18 protein-coding genes are annotated in these 17,227 nt (G+C 58.7%); 17 read left to right on the top strand and 1 reads right to left on the bottom strand.

The window, feature by feature from the left end; genetic code table 11:
- Nucleotides 1-356 precede the first annotated feature (356 nt).
- The 4 genes from RX972_RS15710 (at nucleotide 357) to RX972_RS15695 (ending at nucleotide 5,649) form a co-directional block, all read left to right on the top strand.
- The gene (locus tag RX972_RS15710) at nucleotides 357-1,565 is read left to right on the top strand and encodes an aspartate transaminase (RefSeq protein ID WP_316876743.1); all 1,209 of its coding nucleotides are present in this window, start codon (nucleotides 357-359) and stop codon (nucleotides 1,563-1,565) included.
- Between the two features lie 9 nt (nucleotides 1,566-1,574).
- Nucleotides 1,575-3,110, top strand: coding sequence for an MFS transporter (locus RX972_RS15705; RefSeq protein WP_316876741.1), 1,536 nt, complete (start codon nucleotides 1,575-1,577; stop codon nucleotides 3,108-3,110).
- A 62-nt stretch (nucleotides 3,111-3,172) separates the two neighbouring features.
- Complete coding sequence (locus tag RX972_RS15700; RefSeq protein WP_027901502.1) at nucleotides 3,173-4,504, top strand: OprD family porin; 1,332 nt, start codon at nucleotides 3,173-3,175, stop codon at nucleotides 4,502-4,504.
- A 140-nt stretch (nucleotides 4,505-4,644) separates the two neighbouring features.
- Nucleotides 4,645-5,649, top strand: a complete 1,005-nt coding sequence (locus RX972_RS15695; RefSeq protein WP_316876740.1) for an alpha/beta hydrolase — start codon at nucleotides 4,645-4,647, stop codon at nucleotides 5,647-5,649.
- Between the two features lie 33 nt (nucleotides 5,650-5,682).
- On the opposite strand, the gene RX972_RS15690 is transcribed toward RX972_RS15695, so the two are convergent.
- Nucleotides 5,683-6,084: a DUF4124 domain-containing protein gene (locus tag RX972_RS15690; protein WP_316876738.1), complete on the bottom strand. Its 402-nt coding sequence runs from the start codon at nucleotides 6,082-6,084 to the stop codon at nucleotides 5,683-5,685.
- 365 nt (nucleotides 6,085-6,449) lie between these two features.
- Here RX972_RS15690 and phnC point away from each other — a divergent pair, with 365 nt between their 5' ends.
- The 13 genes from phnC (at nucleotide 6,450) to phnP (ending at nucleotide 17,206) form a co-directional block, all read left to right on the top strand.
- Complete coding sequence (phnC, locus tag RX972_RS15685; RefSeq protein WP_316876736.1) at nucleotides 6,450-7,283, top strand: phosphonate ABC transporter ATP-binding protein; 834 nt, start codon at nucleotides 6,450-6,452, stop codon at nucleotides 7,281-7,283.
- 69 nt (nucleotides 7,284-7,352) lie between these two features.
- Nucleotides 7,353-8,357 carry a phosphonate ABC transporter substrate-binding protein gene (gene phnD / locus RX972_RS15680; RefSeq protein ID WP_027901496.1) on the top strand — a complete coding sequence of 335 codons (1,005 nt, stop codon included), beginning with the start codon at nucleotides 7,353-7,355 and terminating at the stop codon, nucleotides 8,355-8,357.
- 58 nt (nucleotides 8,358-8,415) lie between these two features.
- Entirely contained in the window at nucleotides 8,416-9,213 is a 798-nt protein-coding gene (gene phnE, locus RX972_RS15675) for a phosphonate ABC transporter, permease protein PhnE (RefSeq protein WP_099268296.1), read from the top strand.
- Nucleotides 9,214-9,419: 206 nt separating this feature from the next.
- Nucleotides 9,420-10,127, top strand: coding sequence for a phosphonate metabolism transcriptional regulator PhnF (phnF, locus tag RX972_RS15670; protein WP_027901494.1), 708 nt, complete (start codon nucleotides 9,420-9,422; stop codon nucleotides 10,125-10,127).
- 14 nt (nucleotides 10,128-10,141) lie between these two features.
- On the top strand, nucleotides 10,142-10,597 hold the full coding sequence (phnG, locus tag RX972_RS15665; RefSeq protein ID WP_316876733.1) for a phosphonate C-P lyase system protein PhnG: 456 nt from the start codon (nucleotides 10,142-10,144) through the stop codon (nucleotides 10,595-10,597).
- A complete protein-coding gene (gene phnH / locus RX972_RS15660; protein WP_027901492.1) occupies nucleotides 10,597-11,205 on the top strand; it encodes a phosphonate C-P lyase system protein PhnH in 609 nt (202 codons plus the stop codon). Before phnG ends, phnH begins: the two co-directional genes overlap by 1 nt.
- Nucleotides 11,205-12,281, top strand: a complete 1,077-nt coding sequence (locus RX972_RS15655; protein ID WP_316876731.1) for a carbon-phosphorus lyase complex subunit PhnI — start codon at nucleotides 11,205-11,207, stop codon at nucleotides 12,279-12,281. Before phnH ends, RX972_RS15655 begins: the two co-directional genes overlap by 1 nt.
- Nucleotides 12,278-13,162, top strand: coding sequence for an alpha-D-ribose 1-methylphosphonate 5-phosphate C-P-lyase PhnJ (locus RX972_RS15650; RefSeq protein WP_316876729.1), 885 nt, complete (start codon nucleotides 12,278-12,280; stop codon nucleotides 13,160-13,162). Before RX972_RS15655 ends, RX972_RS15650 begins: the two co-directional genes overlap by 4 nt.
- On the top strand, nucleotides 13,159-13,977 hold the full coding sequence (gene phnK / locus RX972_RS15645; RefSeq protein WP_027901489.1) for a phosphonate C-P lyase system protein PhnK: 819 nt from the start codon (nucleotides 13,159-13,161) through the stop codon (nucleotides 13,975-13,977). The genes RX972_RS15650 and phnK overlap by 4 nt, the downstream gene beginning before the upstream one ends.
- A 22-nt stretch (nucleotides 13,978-13,999) precedes the next feature.
- On the top strand, nucleotides 14,000-14,716 hold the full coding sequence (gene phnL / locus RX972_RS15640) for a phosphonate C-P lyase system protein PhnL (RefSeq protein WP_027901488.1): 717 nt from the start codon (nucleotides 14,000-14,002) through the stop codon (nucleotides 14,714-14,716).
- Nucleotides 14,710-15,900: an alpha-D-ribose 1-methylphosphonate 5-triphosphate diphosphatase gene (locus tag RX972_RS15635; RefSeq protein WP_316876728.1), complete on the top strand. Its 1,191-nt coding sequence runs from the start codon at nucleotides 14,710-14,712 to the stop codon at nucleotides 15,898-15,900. Before phnL ends, RX972_RS15635 begins: the two co-directional genes overlap by 7 nt.
- Nucleotides 15,900-16,466, top strand: coding sequence for a phosphonate metabolism protein/1,5-bisphosphokinase (PRPP-forming) PhnN (phnN, locus tag RX972_RS15630; protein WP_027901486.1), 567 nt, complete (start codon nucleotides 15,900-15,902; stop codon nucleotides 16,464-16,466). The genes RX972_RS15635 and phnN overlap by 1 nt, the downstream gene beginning before the upstream one ends.
- Nucleotides 16,457-17,206, top strand: a complete 750-nt coding sequence (gene phnP, locus RX972_RS15625; protein WP_316876724.1) for a phosphonate metabolism protein PhnP — start codon at nucleotides 16,457-16,459, stop codon at nucleotides 17,204-17,206. Before phnN ends, phnP begins: the two co-directional genes overlap by 10 nt.
- Nucleotides 17,207-17,227 lie beyond the last annotated feature (21 nt).

The raw sequence follows: 17,227 nt of genomic DNA, 5'->3' as shown, positions 1-17,227 counted from the left end.
GGGGCAAGAGCCTTTTGCTTACTTTTGGGCTCCTTTCAAAAGTGAGGCGCTGTAAAAGCGCAACCAATATCAGCCATAACGCAGTAACGGATATGTACACATATACAGGTGTTGCGTAGATACCAACGCTCAAAGGTCCACCCCTAACCTATAAGCCTTTGCTATGACCACGAGTGTTGCGCGCAATTGTGCCTGCGCAAAGCACAGTAAAGACTCAGTCGTTCCATTTTGGTGCATAGCTGATCCATGCCCGGTCATAAGCACTTCCTATTAACCCAGAACGAAACTGTCTTATCTGCTAAAGGATGCAGCCTCGTAACGTAGAGCCTCGAATGTCACCTCCGAGGATCACCACCTTGAACGCCTCCCGCATCGCCGCCCGCGTGCAACGCATCAAACCTTCGCCGAGCAGCGCCGCTGCCGACCGTGCCAACGAACTGCGTCGCCAGGGCAAATCGATCATTAACCTGGTCGTCGGCGAGCCCGACTTCGATACCCCAAAACACATTCGCGAAGCCGCCAGCGCCGCCATCGAAAATGGCGCAACCCGCTACACCCTCAACGCCGGCACCCTTGAACTGCGCCAGGCCATCGCCGCCAAACTGGCCCGTGAAAACAGCCTGGATTACCCGGCGTCGCAAGTGGTCGTCACCAGTGGTGCCAAGAGCGCGATCTTCAACGCGTTTGCCGCGACCCTCGGGGCAGGGGATGAAGTGCTGATTCCTGCACCTTACTGGGTGTCTTACCCGGACATGGTGCTGGCCTGCGAAGGCGAGCCGGTGACGCTGGCCTGCCCGGAAGAAAACGGCTTCAAGCTCACCGCAGAGCAATTACGTGCCGCAATTACCCAGCGCACTCGCTGGCTGCTGATCAACTCACCCAGCAACCCGACCGGCGCCAGTTACAGCGCTGAAGAGCTGCGGGCCTTGGCCGACGTGTTGCTGGATTTCCCCGACGTGTTGGTGATGACCGATGACATCTACGAGCACATTCGTTTCGACGATGCACCCAACGCTCACATCCTGACCGTTGAACCGGCGCTGCGTGATCGCGTGCTGGTGATCAATGGCGTTTCGAAGACGTACGCCATGACGGGGTGGCGTATCGGCTACGCGGCCGGTCCGGCTGACCTTATCAATGCCATGGCGACCTTGCAGTCGCAGTCGACCAGCAACGCCAGTTCAGTCAGTCAGGCGGCGGCGGTGGCAGCGCTGAACGGTGATCAGTCTTTTGTAAAAGAGAGCGTGGTGGTTTACCAGCGACGTCGCGACCGCTGTCTGGAACGGATCAACGCCATCGACGGCCTGAGCTGCCTCAAACCCAACGGCGCGTTCTACCTGTACGTCAACTGTGGGGCATTGCTCGGTAAAACCAGACCCGATGGCAAGCCTTTGGAAACCGACGCCGATGTGGTGATGTATTTGCTGGAAAGCCAGGGCGTAGCAGTTGTAGCCGGTACAGCCTATGGTTTGGCACCTTTCTTCCGGATGTCCATCGCCACGGCGTTGGAAACCCTGGAAGAGGGTTGTTCGCGAATCGCCACCGCCCTTGCCGCATTGAGCTGAGGCGCGAGCATGACGACCCAGGTGAGCGCGCTGAGTTTCCGGCAAGCCTTGTTGGCGATGCTTGGGATCTCACTGGTGCTGATGCTCTCGGCTCTGGATCAGACGGTGATCGGCAACGCCTTGCCGAGCATTGTCGCCGAGCTGCAAGGTTTTGAGCTCTACGCTTGGGTCGCCACGGGTTATCTGCTGACCTCGATTGTCACCATTCCGGTGTTCGGCAGGCTTGGCGATTACTACGGTCGCAAGCCGTTTGTGATCGCCGCGACCATCGTCTTCACCCTTGCTTCGCTGGTCTGCGCCTTGGCCAACGATATGCTGGTGCTGGTCATCGGCCGCGCGTTGCAGGGTGTCGGCGGCGGCATGCTGATCGGAACCGCGTTCGCCTGTATTCCGGAGTTGTTCCCGGATACCCGGCAACGACTGCGCTGGCAGATGATGCTCAGTGCGCTGTTCAGCGTGGTCAATGCGATTGGTCCCGGGCTGGGTGGTTTCCTGACCGAAGCTTATGGCTGGCGATCGGTGTTCTATCTCAATTTGCCGCTGGGTTGCCTGGCACTGTTTTTTGCCTGGCGTTATCTGCCGTATTACCGGCCGGTGCAAGTGACAGGCATTCGTCTGGACTGGCCAGGTGCTCTCTTGATTGCCCTGGCATTGGGCAGTCTGCAACTGGGGGCTGAGTGGATGGGGCATTCCAGCACGGCATTAAGCGCCGCATTGGGTTTGATTTGCCTGCTCTCTGTCGCAGCGCTCTGGTTCTGGGAGCGTCGCTGCAAATCCGCATTACTGCCCCCGGCGATGTTTGCAGTGCCGAGCCTGCGCATTCTTTTTTTGCTGTCGATGCTGGCCGGCGCGATCATGTTTACCTTGCTGTTTTACCTGCCGCTGTTGCTGCAGGGCAGCTACGGATACTCGCCCAAGGACGCTGGTTTGTTGATTACGCCGCTGGCGTTGAGTATCACTCTTGGCGCGATCGTCAACAGCCGTATCGTGACCCGGCTGCGTAACCCCAATCTGTTGCCGCTGGCCGGGTTCGTCGCCTTGCTGCTGGCGTGCGTCGGGCTGTCGCTGGCGGGGCGACAGGCTTCTTTCAATACCTTGCTGGTGTTGATTCTGCTGGCCGGTGTGGGTCTGGGATTCATCTTGCTCAACCTGACCGTCTTCACCCAGACCCTGGCTGAGCGGCAGTTTCTCGGCATTGCAACCGCCTTGACTCAGTCATTGCGATTGGTCGGTGGTTTGCTGGGCACAGCGGCCATGGGCGTGCTGGTCAACCTGCTGTACGTGAGCCATTTGAATCGAGTGTTTCTGGCGGCGGGCCAGGAAGGAGAACTGGCTCGCTATATCGACCCGCAGGTTTTACTCAATTCAACCCCGGCCGTTGGTGGGAATCATCAACTACTGGAGCTGGCGCGTGATGCGTTGGCGCGTTCGGTGGGTGTTGGTTTGTTGATGTGTGCCGGGCTGGGTGTTATCGCATTACTGATTTTAGTTCGCCTGGCGCCCGTTAAGTTGTTAGCTGCTACTCAATCTACTGCGTCGAAATAATAAGAAACTCACTGCCCACTCCTGACTGCTTACAACACTTACTTACAGCTAAGGATATCTCGATGGAGCTTATTTATCGCTCACCCCGCGTGGTGGCTGGTATTTGTGGAATGGTCATGGCCCAACAGGCGTTCAGTGCCGGTTTTGTCGAAGACAGCAAGGCCAGTGTTCTGGCACGTAACTTCTTCAGTAACGCGGACAACCGCAGTGGTACTGCGGATCCTAATTACACTCAGGAGTGGGGCCAGGGTTTCATTTTTGATTTCCGTTCCGGTTATACCCCGGGCACTGTAGGTTTCGGTGTAGACGCGCTGGGCATGCTCGGTATTCGTCTGGATTCCGGTAAAGGCCGCCATTACAACCCGACCAGCACGGCATTCAACGGTAACGTGTTTCCGACTGACAGCGATGGCCGGGCGGTAGATGAGTTCGGCAGCATTGGCCTGACCGCCAAGGCACTGGTGTCCAAAACCGAGTTCCGCTACGGCACACTGGTGCCTATGCTGCCGGTGGTGATCTCCACCGACCGCATGCTGCAACAGACTTTCAATGGCGGTCAGGTTCAATCCAAAGATCTGGATAACTTCACCTTTACCCTCGGCCAACTGGAACATGTGAAAGGTCGTGGGTCGAGTAACCAGATGGGGATGTCGATACCTGGCGCGAATAACGCGGTGAGCGGCGAGTTCGTTAACAAGTTCTATTACGGCGGTGTGGATTACAAACCGACTAAAGACCTGACCGTTCAGTATTACTACGGCAACTTGAAAGACTTTTACAAACAACACTTTCTCGGCTTGAAATACGACATGCCCGTAGGGCCAGGCGTATTGCGTTCGGACCTGCGTTACTTCGACAACAGCTCTGATGGCGCCAATGGCAATGATCCGGCGTTCTACACGTTCGGTTATTACGGCGATGGCGTCACCAAAGGCAAAGTTGACAGCCGTCTTTCCAGTGCGCTGTTCACTTATATGATTGCCGGTCATAGCCTGTCTGCCGGTTTCCAGCAAGTCAGCGGCGACAGCGATGCGGTCTGGCTCAATCAGGGTGACGGTTCCAGCGCGTACTTCATGACCGAATCAATGATCGGCAAATTCCAGCGTGCCGGTGAAAGTACCTGGCAGGTTCGTTACGGTTATGACTTCGCTCAGGTTGGCGTTCCGGGGCTGACGTTCCTGGGCATGTACGAAAGCGGCTCCAACATCCGTACGCCGGACGGTGATCGCAAGGAGTGGGAGCGCAACCTGACGCTGGGCTATGTGGTGCAATCCGGGCCTCTTAAAAAGCTCGGCATCCAGTTGCGGCATGCCTCGCTACGTACTCAGGTCACTACCCAGCGTGACAGCGATGAGCATCGGGTGATCGTGACGTATCCGCTGGATATTCTCTGATCCCGACCGGGACACGGCTCCTTGTTTATTCAGAACAGGGAGCCGCACTTAACTCTTACTTCATGTTTCATCACTTGCCCGCAACACTAGGCGCGGTGTATCACCTTGGGCTGAATATTTTTGCTCAGGAGAGATTGCACATGCGTGCTGCAAATATTGCCGGTTTCATGCTGGCTCTGGCATTACCCGTCGGGGCGATGGCCGACACACCCAGCTATGGCAAGCAACTTGAGGGTTTTAAATACCCTTATCCGTTGAGCAAATTCGAATTCGAATCTCAGGGTAAAAAGCTCGAAATGGGTTACATGGATGTCGCCGCCCAAGGCAAGGCCAACGGTAAAACCGTTGTGTTGATGCATGGCAAGAATTTTTGCGGCGCAACCTGGGAAGACAGCATCAAGGCCTTGAGCAGCGCGGGCTATCGTGTGGTCGCGCCAGACCAGATTGGCTTCTGTACTTCCAGCAAACCCGAGCAGTACCAATACACCTTCCAGCAACTGGCGACCAACACCCATGCGCTACTCTCCAAACTGGGCGTCGACAAGGCGACCATCATTGGTCATTCCACTGGCGGCATGCTCGCCACCCGTTATGCCCTGATGTATCCGCAGCAGACTCAACAACTGGTCATGGTCAATCCGATTGGCCTGGAAGACTGGAAAGCGTTGGGTGTGCCGTATCGCACCGTGGATCAATGGTATGCGCGTGAGCTGAAAGTCACGGCCGAAGGCATTCGCAAATACGAGCAGAACACCTATTACGCCGGCCGCTGGAAGCCCGAATACGACAAGTGGGTGGACATGCTTGCCGGTCTGAGCAAGGGGCCGGGCAAGGAAGTGGTGGCGTGGAACTCGGCGCTGATCTACGACATGATTTTCACTCAGCCGGTGTTTTATGAATTCCCGAAACTCACCGTTCCGACTTTGCTGATGATTGGCGACGCGGACACGACAGCCATCGGCAGCGACATCGTTTCGCCGGAGCTCAAGGCTAAGCTGGGTAACTACAAAGTACTGGGCAAGGACGTCGCGAAGATGATTCCCGGCGCCAAACTGGTTGAGTTCCCGGGGATGGGGCATGCACCGCAGATGGAGGATCCGGTGGGGTTCAACAAGGCGTTGATTTCAGGGTTGGGTGGGAAGTAAGCCGTCGTAGCGCGACCAGGCGGTCCTGAGGACTTATTTACCTTTCTTCCCTGACTGACCGCCCGAAGGATCAAAACACTGGCTGTCATACCGCGGACTTTCGCACAGCGATTTTGCAGTCGGGGGAGGCCGGCGGTTCTTTTGATATAGCTTATAGCTCTCCGTCTCATAGACAGTGACCTTGGTCCGGCCGCTGACTTTCAGGAACTCGGTAGCCTTCAGATTGATCTTGTGCGCGTGATCCACGGGCTCACCCTGACGCAGCATTTTGGGTGGGCCTTGTCTTTGTACGGACGTCGCAGCGTTGTCTTCGCTGCAAGGGACTGACGCAAAGCTCACCTTGCCTTCAGGCGAAGTGCATTTGAATATCTCGCTGCGAGCAATCCCGCTGGCGAGCAGGGCGGTGATGGCTAGCGCCAGTGAATATCCTTTCATGAAGTCTCTCCGTAGGTGGCGCAAAGCTACCATTTGTGCTGTGCAAGCCCCAGATATTTTTGCGCTTGCGATACGGCATCTGGCTTTAGCTGGTTCAAACCAGGTTCCGAACGCTATGCCTGTCTCGTACGCATAAAGTAAACGGTTAGTGCACCGACTGGATATCAGGTCACCGAAGGCTAGTCGTCCGGATGATCGCGAGCCGGGCGGTATCGTTTCCGGCTTTTGACACTTGCGTCGGAAGCATCTTGCGACACCTCAACCTTTCACAAAACGGTTACTCAACCGTCACTTCCAGTTCACCCCGTTGAAACACCCCAGGCGCACTGTCAGTTGCAACTCACAACAACCAGACAGAGAAGCCCATGAACCCAGCCATCCATGTCGAGCGTCTGAACAAGACTTTTGCGCGCAAGCCCGCGCTGGTTGATCTGGCATTGTCTATACAACCCGGAGAAATGGTCGCCCTGATCGGTGCTTCGGGTTCCGGCAAATCCACGCTGTTGCGTCACCTTGCCGGGCTGGCGTGCTGTGATCGTGGCAATGGCGGGAGCGTGCAGGTGCTGGGCCGAGAGGTGCAGGCTGCTGGCCGCCTCAACGGCAAGGTGCGAAAGCTGCGTTCCGATATCGGCTACATCTTTCAGCAGTTCAATCTGGTCAACCGTCTCAGCGTGCTCGATAACGTGCTGCTGGGTTGCCTGGGGCGCATGCCCGGCTGGCGCGGCAATCTCGGCCTGTTCAATACCGAAGAAAAACAACGCGCCTTGCAGTCACTGGACCGCGTCGGTCTTGTGGATCTGGCCGCACAGCGTGCCTCGACCTTGTCGGGGGGCCAGCAACAGCGAGTCGCGATTGCCCGGGCGTTGACCCAGCGTGCCGAGGTGATCCTCGCTGACGAGCCTATCGCTTCGCTGGACCCTGAGTCCGCTCGCAAGGTCATGGAAATCCTCGCCGATATCAATCGCACTGACGGCAAGACCGTAGTCGTCACCCTGCATCAGGTGGATTACGCCGTGCGCTATTGCCCTCGCGCCGTGGCGCTTAAAGGCGGACGGATTCATTTCGACGGTGACGGGAAAAATCTCAGCAGCCAGTTCCTCAATGATCTGTACGGCGCAGACGTGGACACCAGCCTGATGATTGCTGAAGAGGGTCGACGCATCATTGCCCCACCTCGTCTGGTGCTGGCTCGCAACTGAGCCGCCTCCCATTACTTTTAAAAAAACCGAACACAACAAACAGCCAAACCCAAACTGAGGAGTGCTTCCATGTTGAACCGTATCGGTCGCGTCGTTGCGTCTGCCGCGTTGCTGGGCAGTTGCCTGCTGGGCACTGCCCACGCCGACGAGAAAGTCATCAACTTCGGCATCATGTCTACCGAGTCTTCGCAGAACCTGAAAAGCATCTGGCAGCCGTTTCTGGATGACATGGGCAAGAAGACCGGGCTGAAAATCAACGCCACCTTCGCCTCGGACTATGCAGGCTTGATCCAGGGCATGCGTTTCAACAAGGTCGACGTGGCCTGGCTGGGCAACAAGGCAGCCATGGAAGCGGTGGACCGCTCCAACGGTGAAATCTTCGCTCAGACTTCGGCCGCCAACGGTGCGCCGGGCTACTGGAGCGTGATCATTGCCCGCAAGGACAGCCCGATCAACACCGTCGAAGACATGCTCAAGAATGCCAAAACCCTGACCTTCGGTAACGGTGATCCAAACTCCACCTCCGGTTATCTGGTACCGGGTTACTACGTGTTCGCCAAGAACAACGTCGACGCCGCTACGGCCTTCAAGCGCACCTTGAATTCCAGCCACGAAGTGAACGCTCTCAGCGTTGCCAAGGGCCAGCTGGATGTTGCGACCTTCAACACTGAAAGCTGGGATCGCCTGGAAGTCACCCAGCCGGATATGGCTGCCAAGCTCAAAGTGATCTGGAAGTCGCCATTGATTCCGGCCGACCCAATGGTCTGGAGCAAAGCGCTGTCGGACGAGAACAAAAACAAGATTCGTGAGTTCTTTGCCGATTACGGCAACACCGACGAAGAGAAAGCCGTCCTCAAGGGCATGCAACTGGGCAAGTTCCTCAAGTCCAGCGATGACCAACTGCTGCCGATCCGTCAGCTTGATCTGTTCAAGCAGCGCACCGAAACCCTCGCCAGCACCAGCCTCAATGCCGACGAGAAAGCCAAACGCCTCAAGGACATCGATGCGGGCTTGAGCAAGTTGCAGGAACGCCTGACCGAGCTTGAGAAGAAAAACACTGCAAGTGCGGGTTGATTGATCCGGGGCGTGCTCTTGTCGGGCACGCCCACCTCCTGCTTAACGAGATCCGACAATGACGAGCACGACTACCCATGCGGCTTACACCCAGGCAGCCGGCAAACGCAGTTGGCCGCAGTACCTGGGCTGGGGCCTGTTTCTGGCCATGCTGGCCTGGGCCTGGCAGGGCGCCGAGATGAACCCGTTGGCGCTGTACCGCGACTCGGGAAACATGGCGACCTTCGCCGCCGATTTCTTCCCGCCTGACTTCCACGAGTGGCGCTCGTACCTCAAGGAAATGATCGTCACTGTGCAGATTGCTCTATGGGGCACGGTACTGGCGATTGTCTGTTCGGTGCCGCTGGGCATCCTTTGCGCTGAAAACATCACCCCTTGGTGGATTCACCAACCGCTGCGTCGAGTCATGGACTCCTTTCGCTCCATCAATGAAATGGTCTTCGCCATGTTGTTTGTGGTGGCGGTCGGCCTGGGTCCCTTTGCTGGCGTTCTTGCGCTTTGGATCAGTACCACAGGTGTACTGGCCAAGCTGTTCGCCGAAGCCGTGGAAGCGATTGATCCAGGTCCAGTCGAAGGTGTGCGTGCCACCGGTGCCAGCGCCTTGCAGGAAGTGATTTACGGCGTGATCCCGCAAGTCATGCCGTTGTGGATTTCCTACGCGCTGTATCGCTTCGAGTCCAACGTTCGCTCGGCAACAGTCGTGGGCATGGTCGGCGCGGGCGGGATTGGCGTGATCCTCTGGGAAAACATCCGCGCGTTCCAGTTCACCCAGACCTGCGCAGTGTTGCTGGTGATCATCGTGGTGGTCAGTGTCATCGACATCGTGTCCCAGCGTTTGCGCAAGCAGTTTATTTAGGGGGAGGTTTCACGTTGGTCCTGATATCACCTGTGGGAGCGGTGCTTGGTCTGGGCGGCATTCCGACGATAAGGCTGGACGCGATCTGCCCGATATTGCGGCGCCCCTATCGTCGGAATGCCGCCCAGACCAAGCATCGCCCACAAGAGATCCAGTGTGGTCAGCAAGTTCTGCATTGCTTGATGAAATTGAGGTGTTTTTTAACCATGGACATGTCTAGACAACAAGCCGAGCCGCTGTACCTGGAGCTCGCCAACATTCTGCGCGCCGAGCTCGGCAGTTACACCTCGGGGGATTACTTGCCTCCTGAAGTTCAGCTCGCTGCACGTTTTGAAGTCAACCGTCACACCATCCGCCGTGCCATCGATGAATTGGTGCGCGAGGGCAGTGTGTTGCGGCGGCAGGGTAAAGGCACGCAGGTATTGCAGCGTCCGTTGATCTATCCCATGCGTGCAGACAGTGCTTATACCCAGTCGTTGTCAGCGCAGGGCGTTGGCGTCGATGCCACGTTGCTGCAGCGTCAGGAGTGCCCGGCCAGCGCTGAAGACGCCGAACACTTGCAGCTGGATCAATACGCGCCGCTGATCGAACTGCACACCTTGCGCAAACTCGACGGCCATCCGGTGAGCCTGATTCGCCATCGTTTCTGCGCCACCCGCAGCGAGTTGCTGGCCAGTTACCGACGCGGCTCGCTGCGCCAGTTCCTGGCGGATCGCGACTTGCCGCTGACTCGAACCCTGAGTCTGGTCGGGGCGCGTCTGCCCAGTCGTGAAGAGGCGGATCTGTTGATGATGCCGCGTCATCTGCCAGTGCTCACCGTTCTCACTGTTTCCCGCGACGGCAGCGGCCATCCGGTGGAGTTGTCACGCTCCACCAGTCGCTCTGACCGCTTCCAGTATCAGTTCATCGTTTGATGGAGATGCCTCATATGAACCCTGCTACAGACCCCGCTATTGCCGCACGTCAACGCTGGATCGGTGTACTCGCTCGCGCCGTCGGTGACGAGTTGAGCCGTCACGAATCGGCGTTGCGTGACGCCGAATACCAACTGATTCGCGCCCCGGAAATCGGCATGACGCTGGTGCGTGGCCGCATGGGTGGCACCGGCGCGGCCTTCAATGTCGGTGAAATGAGCGTGACCCGTTGTGTCGTACGCCTGGCTGATGGCCGTACCGGTTACAGCTATCTGGCCGGGCGCGACAAACCCCGCGCCGAATTGGCCGCACTGGCCGATGCCCACCTGCAAGGCGCGCAGCAACAACACTGGCTCAGCGAACTGATCGAGCCGATGGCCCGCGCCCAGCTCAAGCGCCGCGCTGACAAGGATGCCGAAACCGCCGCCAGCAAAGTGGAATTCTTTACCCTTGTCAGAGGAGAAGACTGATGAATGCAGCACTGTTGCAACCGGCATTCGCCGACCCGGTACTCGACGCACAGCGCAGTTTTCGCGCGGCCCTCAAAGCGCTGGCAGGCCCTGGTGTCATCCACACCTTGCAGGCGGCCCAGCGACCGCCCGCACTTACCGGTCTTGATTCAGCCACCCATGCCTTGTGCCTTGCCTTGCTGGATATCGACACCGCTCTGTGGCTGGCTCCGGCTTTCGATACGCCGGCGATTCGCGCCAATCTGGCTTTTCACTGCGGCTGCCCGATTGTCACTGAGCGCCGCCATGCGCGATTCGCCTTGCTCGACGAGAGCCAGCTACAGGATCTGTCCGGCTTCGACCTGGGTAACGACCGTTACCCGGATCAGTCCTGCACGTTGTTGATCCAGTTGCCCAGTCTGGGCGGCGGTAGCTCCATGAGCTGGCAGGGACCGGGTATTGAAAGCGAAAACAAAGTGGCCTTGCCGTTGAGCGACACGTTCTGGAACCAGCGCGAGCAACACAACGATTTTCCCCGAGGGCTGGACGTGTTCTTTGTCGCCGACAGCGATCTGCTCGGCCTGCCGCGCAGCACCCGGGTCACACAACTTGCACAGGAGCGTGCCTGATGTACGTCGCCGTAAAAGGTGGCGAACAGGCCATCGATAATGCTCACCGCCTGCTGGCCAAAAAACGCCGGGGCGATATATCCATTGCCGAACTCAGCGTCGAGCAGATCCGTCAGCAATTGCCTTTGGCCGTTGCTCGCGTGATGACCGAAGGCTCGCTGTACGACGAGCAACTGGCTGCGCTGGCCATCAAGCAAGCGGCGGGGGACATGATCGAAGCGATCTTCCTGCTGCGTGCCTACCGCACGACACTGCCGCGTTTCAGCGCCAGCTTGCCGATCAATACGTCGGACATGCAGCTCAATCGTCGTTTGTCGGCCACCTTCAAGGACCTGCCTGGCGGGCAACTGCTTGGCCCGACGTTCGACTACACCCATCGCCTGCTGGACTTCACCTTGCTGGCAGATGGCGAATACCCGGGGCCGCAGGTGCAGGACAACGCCGTTCTTGAGCCTTGCCCGCGTGTCTTGGGGTTATTGGCTAAAGAAGGCTTGATGAAGGACGAAGCCGACAGCAGCGAAGACGTGGCCGACATCACCCGAGAGCCGCTGGAGTACCCGGCCAATCGTGCTCAGCGCTTGCAGGCCCTGGCCCGTGGCGATGAAGGTTTTCTGCTGGCCCTGAGTTATTCCACCCAGCGCGGTTACGGCCGCAATCACCCGTTTGCCGGGGAAATCCGGATTGGCGAAGTCGATGTCTGGATCGAACCTGAAGAGCTGGGTTTCCCGATTGCCATTGGCGCCATCGAAGTGACCGAGTGCGAAATGATCAACCAGTTCGTCGGTTCGGCCACTGAACCGGCGCAATTCACTCGGGGCTACGGTCTGGCGTTCGGCCACGCAGAGCGCAAGGCGATGGCCATGGCGCTGGTAGATCGCTCTTTACGCGCTGAAGAGTTCAACGAAGAAATCCAGTCTCCGGCGCAGCAGGAAGAGTTTGTCCTGGCCCATTGCGACAACGTCGAGGCTGCCGGTTTCGTTTCGCACCTGAAATTGCCGCACTACGTCGACTTCCAGTCCGAACTGGGGCTGATTCGTAAACTGCGTGCGCCTGCACAGAAGGAGCCCAAGCCATGAATGCTTATCAGCAGGCAAAACCCCAGCCCCAGCGCGACGAGGCGTACAACTTCGCATATCTGGATGAGCAGACCAAACGCATGATCCGCCGTGCGTTGCTCAAGGCAGTGGCCATTCCCGGTTATCAGGTGCCATTCGGTGGTCGTGAAATGCCGCTGCCGTATGGCTGGGGCACGGGGGGCATGCAACTGACGGCAGCGATTCTGGGCGCTGAAGACGTGCTCAAGGTCATCGATCAGGGCGCGGACGATACCACCAATGCCGTGTCGATCCGGCGCTTCTTTGCCCGCACCGCCGGTGTTGAAACTACCGAGCGCACGCCTGAAGCAACCGTCATCCAGACCCGCCACCGGATTCCGGAAACGCCCCTGAGTGAGGATCAGATTCTGGTCTATCAAGTGCCGATTCCCGAACCGCTGCGCTTCATTGAACCACTGGAAACCGAAACCCGGACCATGCACGCCCTCAATGACTACGGGGTCATGCACGTCAAACTTTACGAAGACATCGCCACGTTCGGGCACATCGCGACCAGCTACGCCTACCCGGTAATGGTCGATGAACGCTACGTAATGGACCCGTCGCCGATCCCCAAATTCGACAACCCAAAACTCGACATGAGCCCGGCGTTGATGCTGTTCGGGGCGGGGCGGGAAAAACGCCTATACGCCGTGCCGCCGTTCACCCGAGTGGTGAGCCTGGACTTCGAGGATCACCCGTTCGAGATCCAGCGCTGGGAGCACAGCTGCGCCATTTGCGGCAGCCACGATTCCTATCTCGACGAGCTGATTCTTGATGATTCAGGAACCCAGAGCTTCGTCTGTTCCGACACAGATTACTGCGCTCAGCGCGTCAGCCAGCAACAGGAGGCGAGCCAATGATCAGCGCGCAAGCCAGCCACAACATTACGTCACTGCCCGAGAGCACGCAGCCGCTGCTTAAGGTTCGTGACCTGACCAAACTGTATGGCCCGGACAAAGGCTGCCAAGGCGTCAATTTCGAGCTGTATCCGGGGGAGGTGCTGGGCATCGTCGGTGAATCCGGTTCCGGTAAATCCACTTTGCTCTCGCTACTCAGTGGCCGCTGCCCGCCAGACCGGGGTGGCATCGATTATCGCGGCAAAGACGGGCAGATGCTTGATCTGTACAGCGCCAGCGAAGCCCAGCGCCGCACCTTGCTGCGCACCGAATGGGGTTTCGTCGAGCAAAGCCCGCGTGATGGTCTGCGAATGGGCGTGTCCGCCGGAGCCAATATCGGCGAGCGCTTGATGGCTCAGGGCGTGCGCAATTATCAGGCGCTGCGGGAAGCCGGCATTGACTGGCTGACTCAGGTGGAGATTGATCCGCTGCGCATCGACGACCTGCCGCGGACCTTCTCCGGTGGCATGCAGCAACGCTTGCAGATCGCTCGCAACCTCGTGTCCAGCCCGCGACTGGTGTTCATGGATGAGCCTACCGGCGGCCTCGACGTCTCGGTGCAGGCGCGCTTGCTGGATTTGCTGCGCGCCCTGGTGCGTGAGCTGGACCTGGCGGTGGTGATCGTCACCCATGACCTGGCCGTCGCCAGACTGCTGGCCGACCGTTTGATCGTGATGCGTCGCTCGCGGGTAGTGGAAACCGGTCTGACCGACCAGATCCTCGATGACCCGCAGCATCCTTATTCGCAGTTGCTGGTGTCTTCGGTGCTGCAGCCGTGAATCGCCTTTTGGGGGACGTCTCATGAATACGCTGATCGAGGTCCGCGACCTCTCGAAAACTTTCACATTGCACCAGCAGAACGGTGTCGTGCTCAACGTGCTGCGCGGCATGAATTTCAAAGTACGCGAAGGGGAATGCCTGGTGCTGCATGGCGACTCCGGCGCGGGCAAAAGCACTTTGCTGCGTACGCTATACGCCAACTATTTGCCCGCTGGCGGCAGCATCCGCGTGCAGCATGACGGTGAATGGCTGGAGCTGGTGGGTGCAGAGCCCCGGCAAGTGCTGGCGGTAAGGCGCCAGACGTTGGGTTACGTCAGCCAGTTTCTACGGGTGATCCCGAGGGTTTCCAGTCTGGATGTGGTCATGGAGCCTGCGCTGTCACGGGGCTGGTCAAAAGCCGACGCCAAAGCCCGCGCTGAACAGTTGCTGACCCGCCTGAACATTCCACAACGCCTGTGGCAACTGGCACCGGGGACTTTTTCCGGCGGTGAACAACAGCGCATTAATATCGCCCGCGGCTTCATGGTGCCCTGGCCCGTGCTGCTGCTGGACGAGCCCACCGCATCGCTGGATGACAGCAATCGCCAGGTGGTGCTGGAACTGATGAATGAAGCCAAACATGCCGGTGCCGCGTTGATTGGCATCTTCCATGACCGCACCGCCCGTGAAGCGGTTGCCGATCGCTATCTGGACATGACCCCGGTGGACCTGACCGCCAAGGAGTTGCAGCAATGCTGACCGAACAGATTCTCACCAATGCTCAAGTGGTAACCGCCGATCAGGTGTTCAACGGCACCGTGGTATTGCGCGATGGCTTGATCGTTGAGATGCAAACCGGGCGTAGCCAGGCGCCTCAGGCGCAGGACCTGCAAGGCGATTTCCTGCTGCCTGGCCTTGTCGAACTGCACACCGACAACCTTGAAAAACACCTGTCGCCACGCCCCGGCGTAGATTGGCCTTCGGCGTCGGCCGTGCTCAGCCATGATGCGCAGATCATTGCATCGGGCATCACCACGGTGTTCGACGCGCTGTCTATCGGTGACGTCAATCCCAAGGGCAAGCGCATGCAGCAACTGCCTGCGATGCTTGAAGCGATTGCCCACGCTAACGCGGCAGGCCTGACCCGTGCCGAGCACCGCCTGCACTTGCGTTGTGAAGTCTGCCACCCGGATACCTTGAGCGTGTTCCGCGATCTGGTAGCGCAGCCACTGGTGCAACTGGTGTCAGTGATGGACCATTCGCCGGGTCAGCGCCAGTTCGCGCTTGAGTCCAAGTACCGCGAGTACTACATGGGCAAATATCAACTGACGACCGCGCAAATGGACGAGTTCATCGTTGAGCAGGTGGGCAATTCCCGTGAGTACAGCGATCGTTTTCGTCGCGCTATCGTCGAGGATTGCCTGGCGCGAGGGCTGTCGGTGGCCAGCCATGACGACGCGACACTGGCTCATGTCGAGGAGTCCGCAGGCTACGGCATGAGCATCGCTGAATTCCCCACCACCATGGAGGCTGCGCAGGGTTGTCGGCGTCTGGGCATGAGCGTATTGATGGGTGCACCCAATGTGGTACGCGGTGGATCTCACTCCGGCAACGTGGCAGCCGTCGATCTGGCAAAAGAAGGGCTACTGGATATTCTCTCCAGCGACTATTATCCGGCCAGCCTGTTGCAGGCCGCGTTCACGCTGGCCGGGCAGGGCGATTACTGTACGCTGCCCCAGGCAGTCGCAATGGTCAGTCGGGCTCCGGCCGTTTCAGCCGGGCTGGATGATCGCGGGGAAATCCGGGTCGGGTTGCGAGCCGATCTGGTTCAAGTCCGTGCTGATAAGAGCCGTGCTGATAAGAGCCGGGCGGATAATGTCCGGAATCAAGGTACGCTGCCGGTTATTCAGCAGGTCTGGCGACAAGGCAAGAGGGTGTATTGATGGCAGGCAGGTTGATCTATCTCATCGGGCCGTCCGGTTCGGGCAAGGACAGCCTGCTGGATAGCGCGCGCGATGAACTGACCCGGCGCGGTTGTCGGGTGGTACAGCGCGTCATCACGCGTTCGGCGGAGGCCGTCGGTGAGTCCGCGCAGGCGGTGACCGTCGAGCAGTTTATGGCCATGCAGGCGCAGGGTGAATTCGCTTTGAGCTGGCAGGCCAACGGCTTGCATTACGGCATTCCGAAACAGGTCGATGAGTGGCTGGCCGCTGGGCTGGACGTTCTGGTCAACGGCTCCCGCGCGCATCTGTCTCAGGCCCGTCAGCGCTACCCTGATTTGCTGGCGATCTTGCTGACGGTCAATGACGACACCTTGCGCCAGCGATTGCTGGCCCGAGGCAGGGAATCAGTGGCTGACATCGAAGCGAGGCTGCAACGCAATTCCCGTTTCACTGTGGAGTTGCTGGACAGCGATTCAGCGGTATTCCTGCTCGACAACTCGGGAGCGCTGGAGCAGACCACCGAGCGTTTGTTGCAACACATCGCCCGTGAGCACGCATGCGCCTGACTTTGCTGGGCACCGCAGATGCTCGTCAGGTTCCGGTGTATGGCTGTCAGTGCCCGGCGTGTCTGGCAGCCATGGCCGATCATCGCTTGCGGCGTCTACCGTGCAGCGCTTTGATCGAGTGTGGCGATCAACGCTGGCTGATCGACAGCGGGCTGACCGATCTTGCCGAGCGTTTTCCACCCCGTACGCTGAGCGGCATCCTGCAGACCCATTACCATGCTGATCACGCCCAGGGCCTGCTGCATTTGCGTTGGGGGCAGGGACTGATCATTCCGGTACACGGGCCAAAGGATCCGGAAGGCCTGTCCGACCTTTACAAACACCCGGGTATTCTTGATTTCAGCCAGCCGTTCGATGCTTTCGAGACCCGTGAGCTTGGCAGCCTGACCGTCACCGCATTGCCGCTGCTGCACTCCAAACCCACCCTGGGCTATCTGCTGCAAGGCGAGGGCAGGCGCGTTGCTTATCTCACCGACACAGTAGGTTTGCCTGACGCAACGCGCGATTATCTGCAACGTCAACCGCTGGATGTACTGGTCCTGGACTGCTCAATGCCGCCGCAACCACAAGCCCCGCGTAACCACAACGATCTGAATCTTGCGCTTGAGATCATCGAGCAACTGCAACCGGGCAAGGCCGTACTGACCCATATCGGCCATACGCTGGATGCGTGGTTGAAGGAGCACGAGGATGAGTTGCCGGAGCAGGTGGTCGTCGCCAGGGACGGTATGCAGGTTTGATCTGCGGTCGAACTTCGTCAT

This window comes from Pseudomonas syringae group sp. J309-1, assembly GCF_032582135.1.
Classification (GTDB): Bacteria; Pseudomonadota; Gammaproteobacteria; order Pseudomonadales; family Pseudomonadaceae; genus Aquipseudomonas; species Aquipseudomonas quasicaspiana.
This window is presented reverse-complemented; position numbering and strand designations above follow the sequence as displayed.

Bases quoted from the DNA above. Each gene is read 5' to 3' on its own strand.
- RX972_RS15705 (WP_316876741.1), top strand. From the start codon at position 1,575: ATGACGACCCAGGTGAGCGCGCTGAGTTTCCGGCAAGCCTTGTTGGCG.
- RX972_RS15700 (WP_027901502.1), top strand. From the start codon at position 3,173: ATGGAGCTTATTTATCGCTCACCCCGCGTGGTGGCTGGTATTTGTGGA.
- RX972_RS15695 (WP_316876740.1), top strand. From the start codon at position 4,645: ATGCGTGCTGCAAATATTGCCGGTTTCATGCTGGCTCTGGCATTACCC.
- RX972_RS15690 (WP_316876738.1), bottom strand. From the start codon at position 6,084: ATGAAAGGATATTCACTGGCGCTAGCCATCACCGCCCTGCTCGCCAGC.
- phnC (WP_316876736.1), top strand. From the start codon at position 6,450: ATGAACCCAGCCATCCATGTCGAGCGTCTGAACAAGACTTTTGCGCGC.
- phnD (WP_027901496.1), top strand. From the start codon at position 7,353: ATGTTGAACCGTATCGGTCGCGTCGTTGCGTCTGCCGCGTTGCTGGGC.
- phnE (WP_099268296.1), top strand. From the start codon at position 8,416: ATGACGAGCACGACTACCCATGCGGCTTACACCCAGGCAGCCGGCAAA.
- phnF (WP_027901494.1), top strand. From the start codon at position 9,420: ATGGACATGTCTAGACAACAAGCCGAGCCGCTGTACCTGGAGCTCGCC.
- phnG (WP_316876733.1), top strand. From the start codon at position 10,142: ATGAACCCTGCTACAGACCCCGCTATTGCCGCACGTCAACGCTGGATC.
- phnH (WP_027901492.1), top strand. From the start codon at position 10,597: ATGAATGCAGCACTGTTGCAACCGGCATTCGCCGACCCGGTACTCGAC.
- RX972_RS15655 (WP_316876731.1), top strand. From the start codon at position 11,205: ATGTACGTCGCCGTAAAAGGTGGCGAACAGGCCATCGATAATGCTCAC.
- RX972_RS15650 (WP_316876729.1), top strand. From the start codon at position 12,278: ATGAATGCTTATCAGCAGGCAAAACCCCAGCCCCAGCGCGACGAGGCG.
- phnK (WP_027901489.1), top strand. From the start codon at position 13,159: ATGATCAGCGCGCAAGCCAGCCACAACATTACGTCACTGCCCGAGAGC.
- phnL (WP_027901488.1), top strand. From the start codon at position 14,000: ATGAATACGCTGATCGAGGTCCGCGACCTCTCGAAAACTTTCACATTG.
- RX972_RS15635 (WP_316876728.1), top strand. From the start codon at position 14,710: ATGCTGACCGAACAGATTCTCACCAATGCTCAAGTGGTAACCGCCGAT.
- phnN (WP_027901486.1), top strand. From the start codon at position 15,900: ATGGCAGGCAGGTTGATCTATCTCATCGGGCCGTCCGGTTCGGGCAAG.
- phnP (WP_316876724.1), top strand. From the start codon at position 16,457: ATGCGCCTGACTTTGCTGGGCACCGCAGATGCTCGTCAGGTTCCGGTG.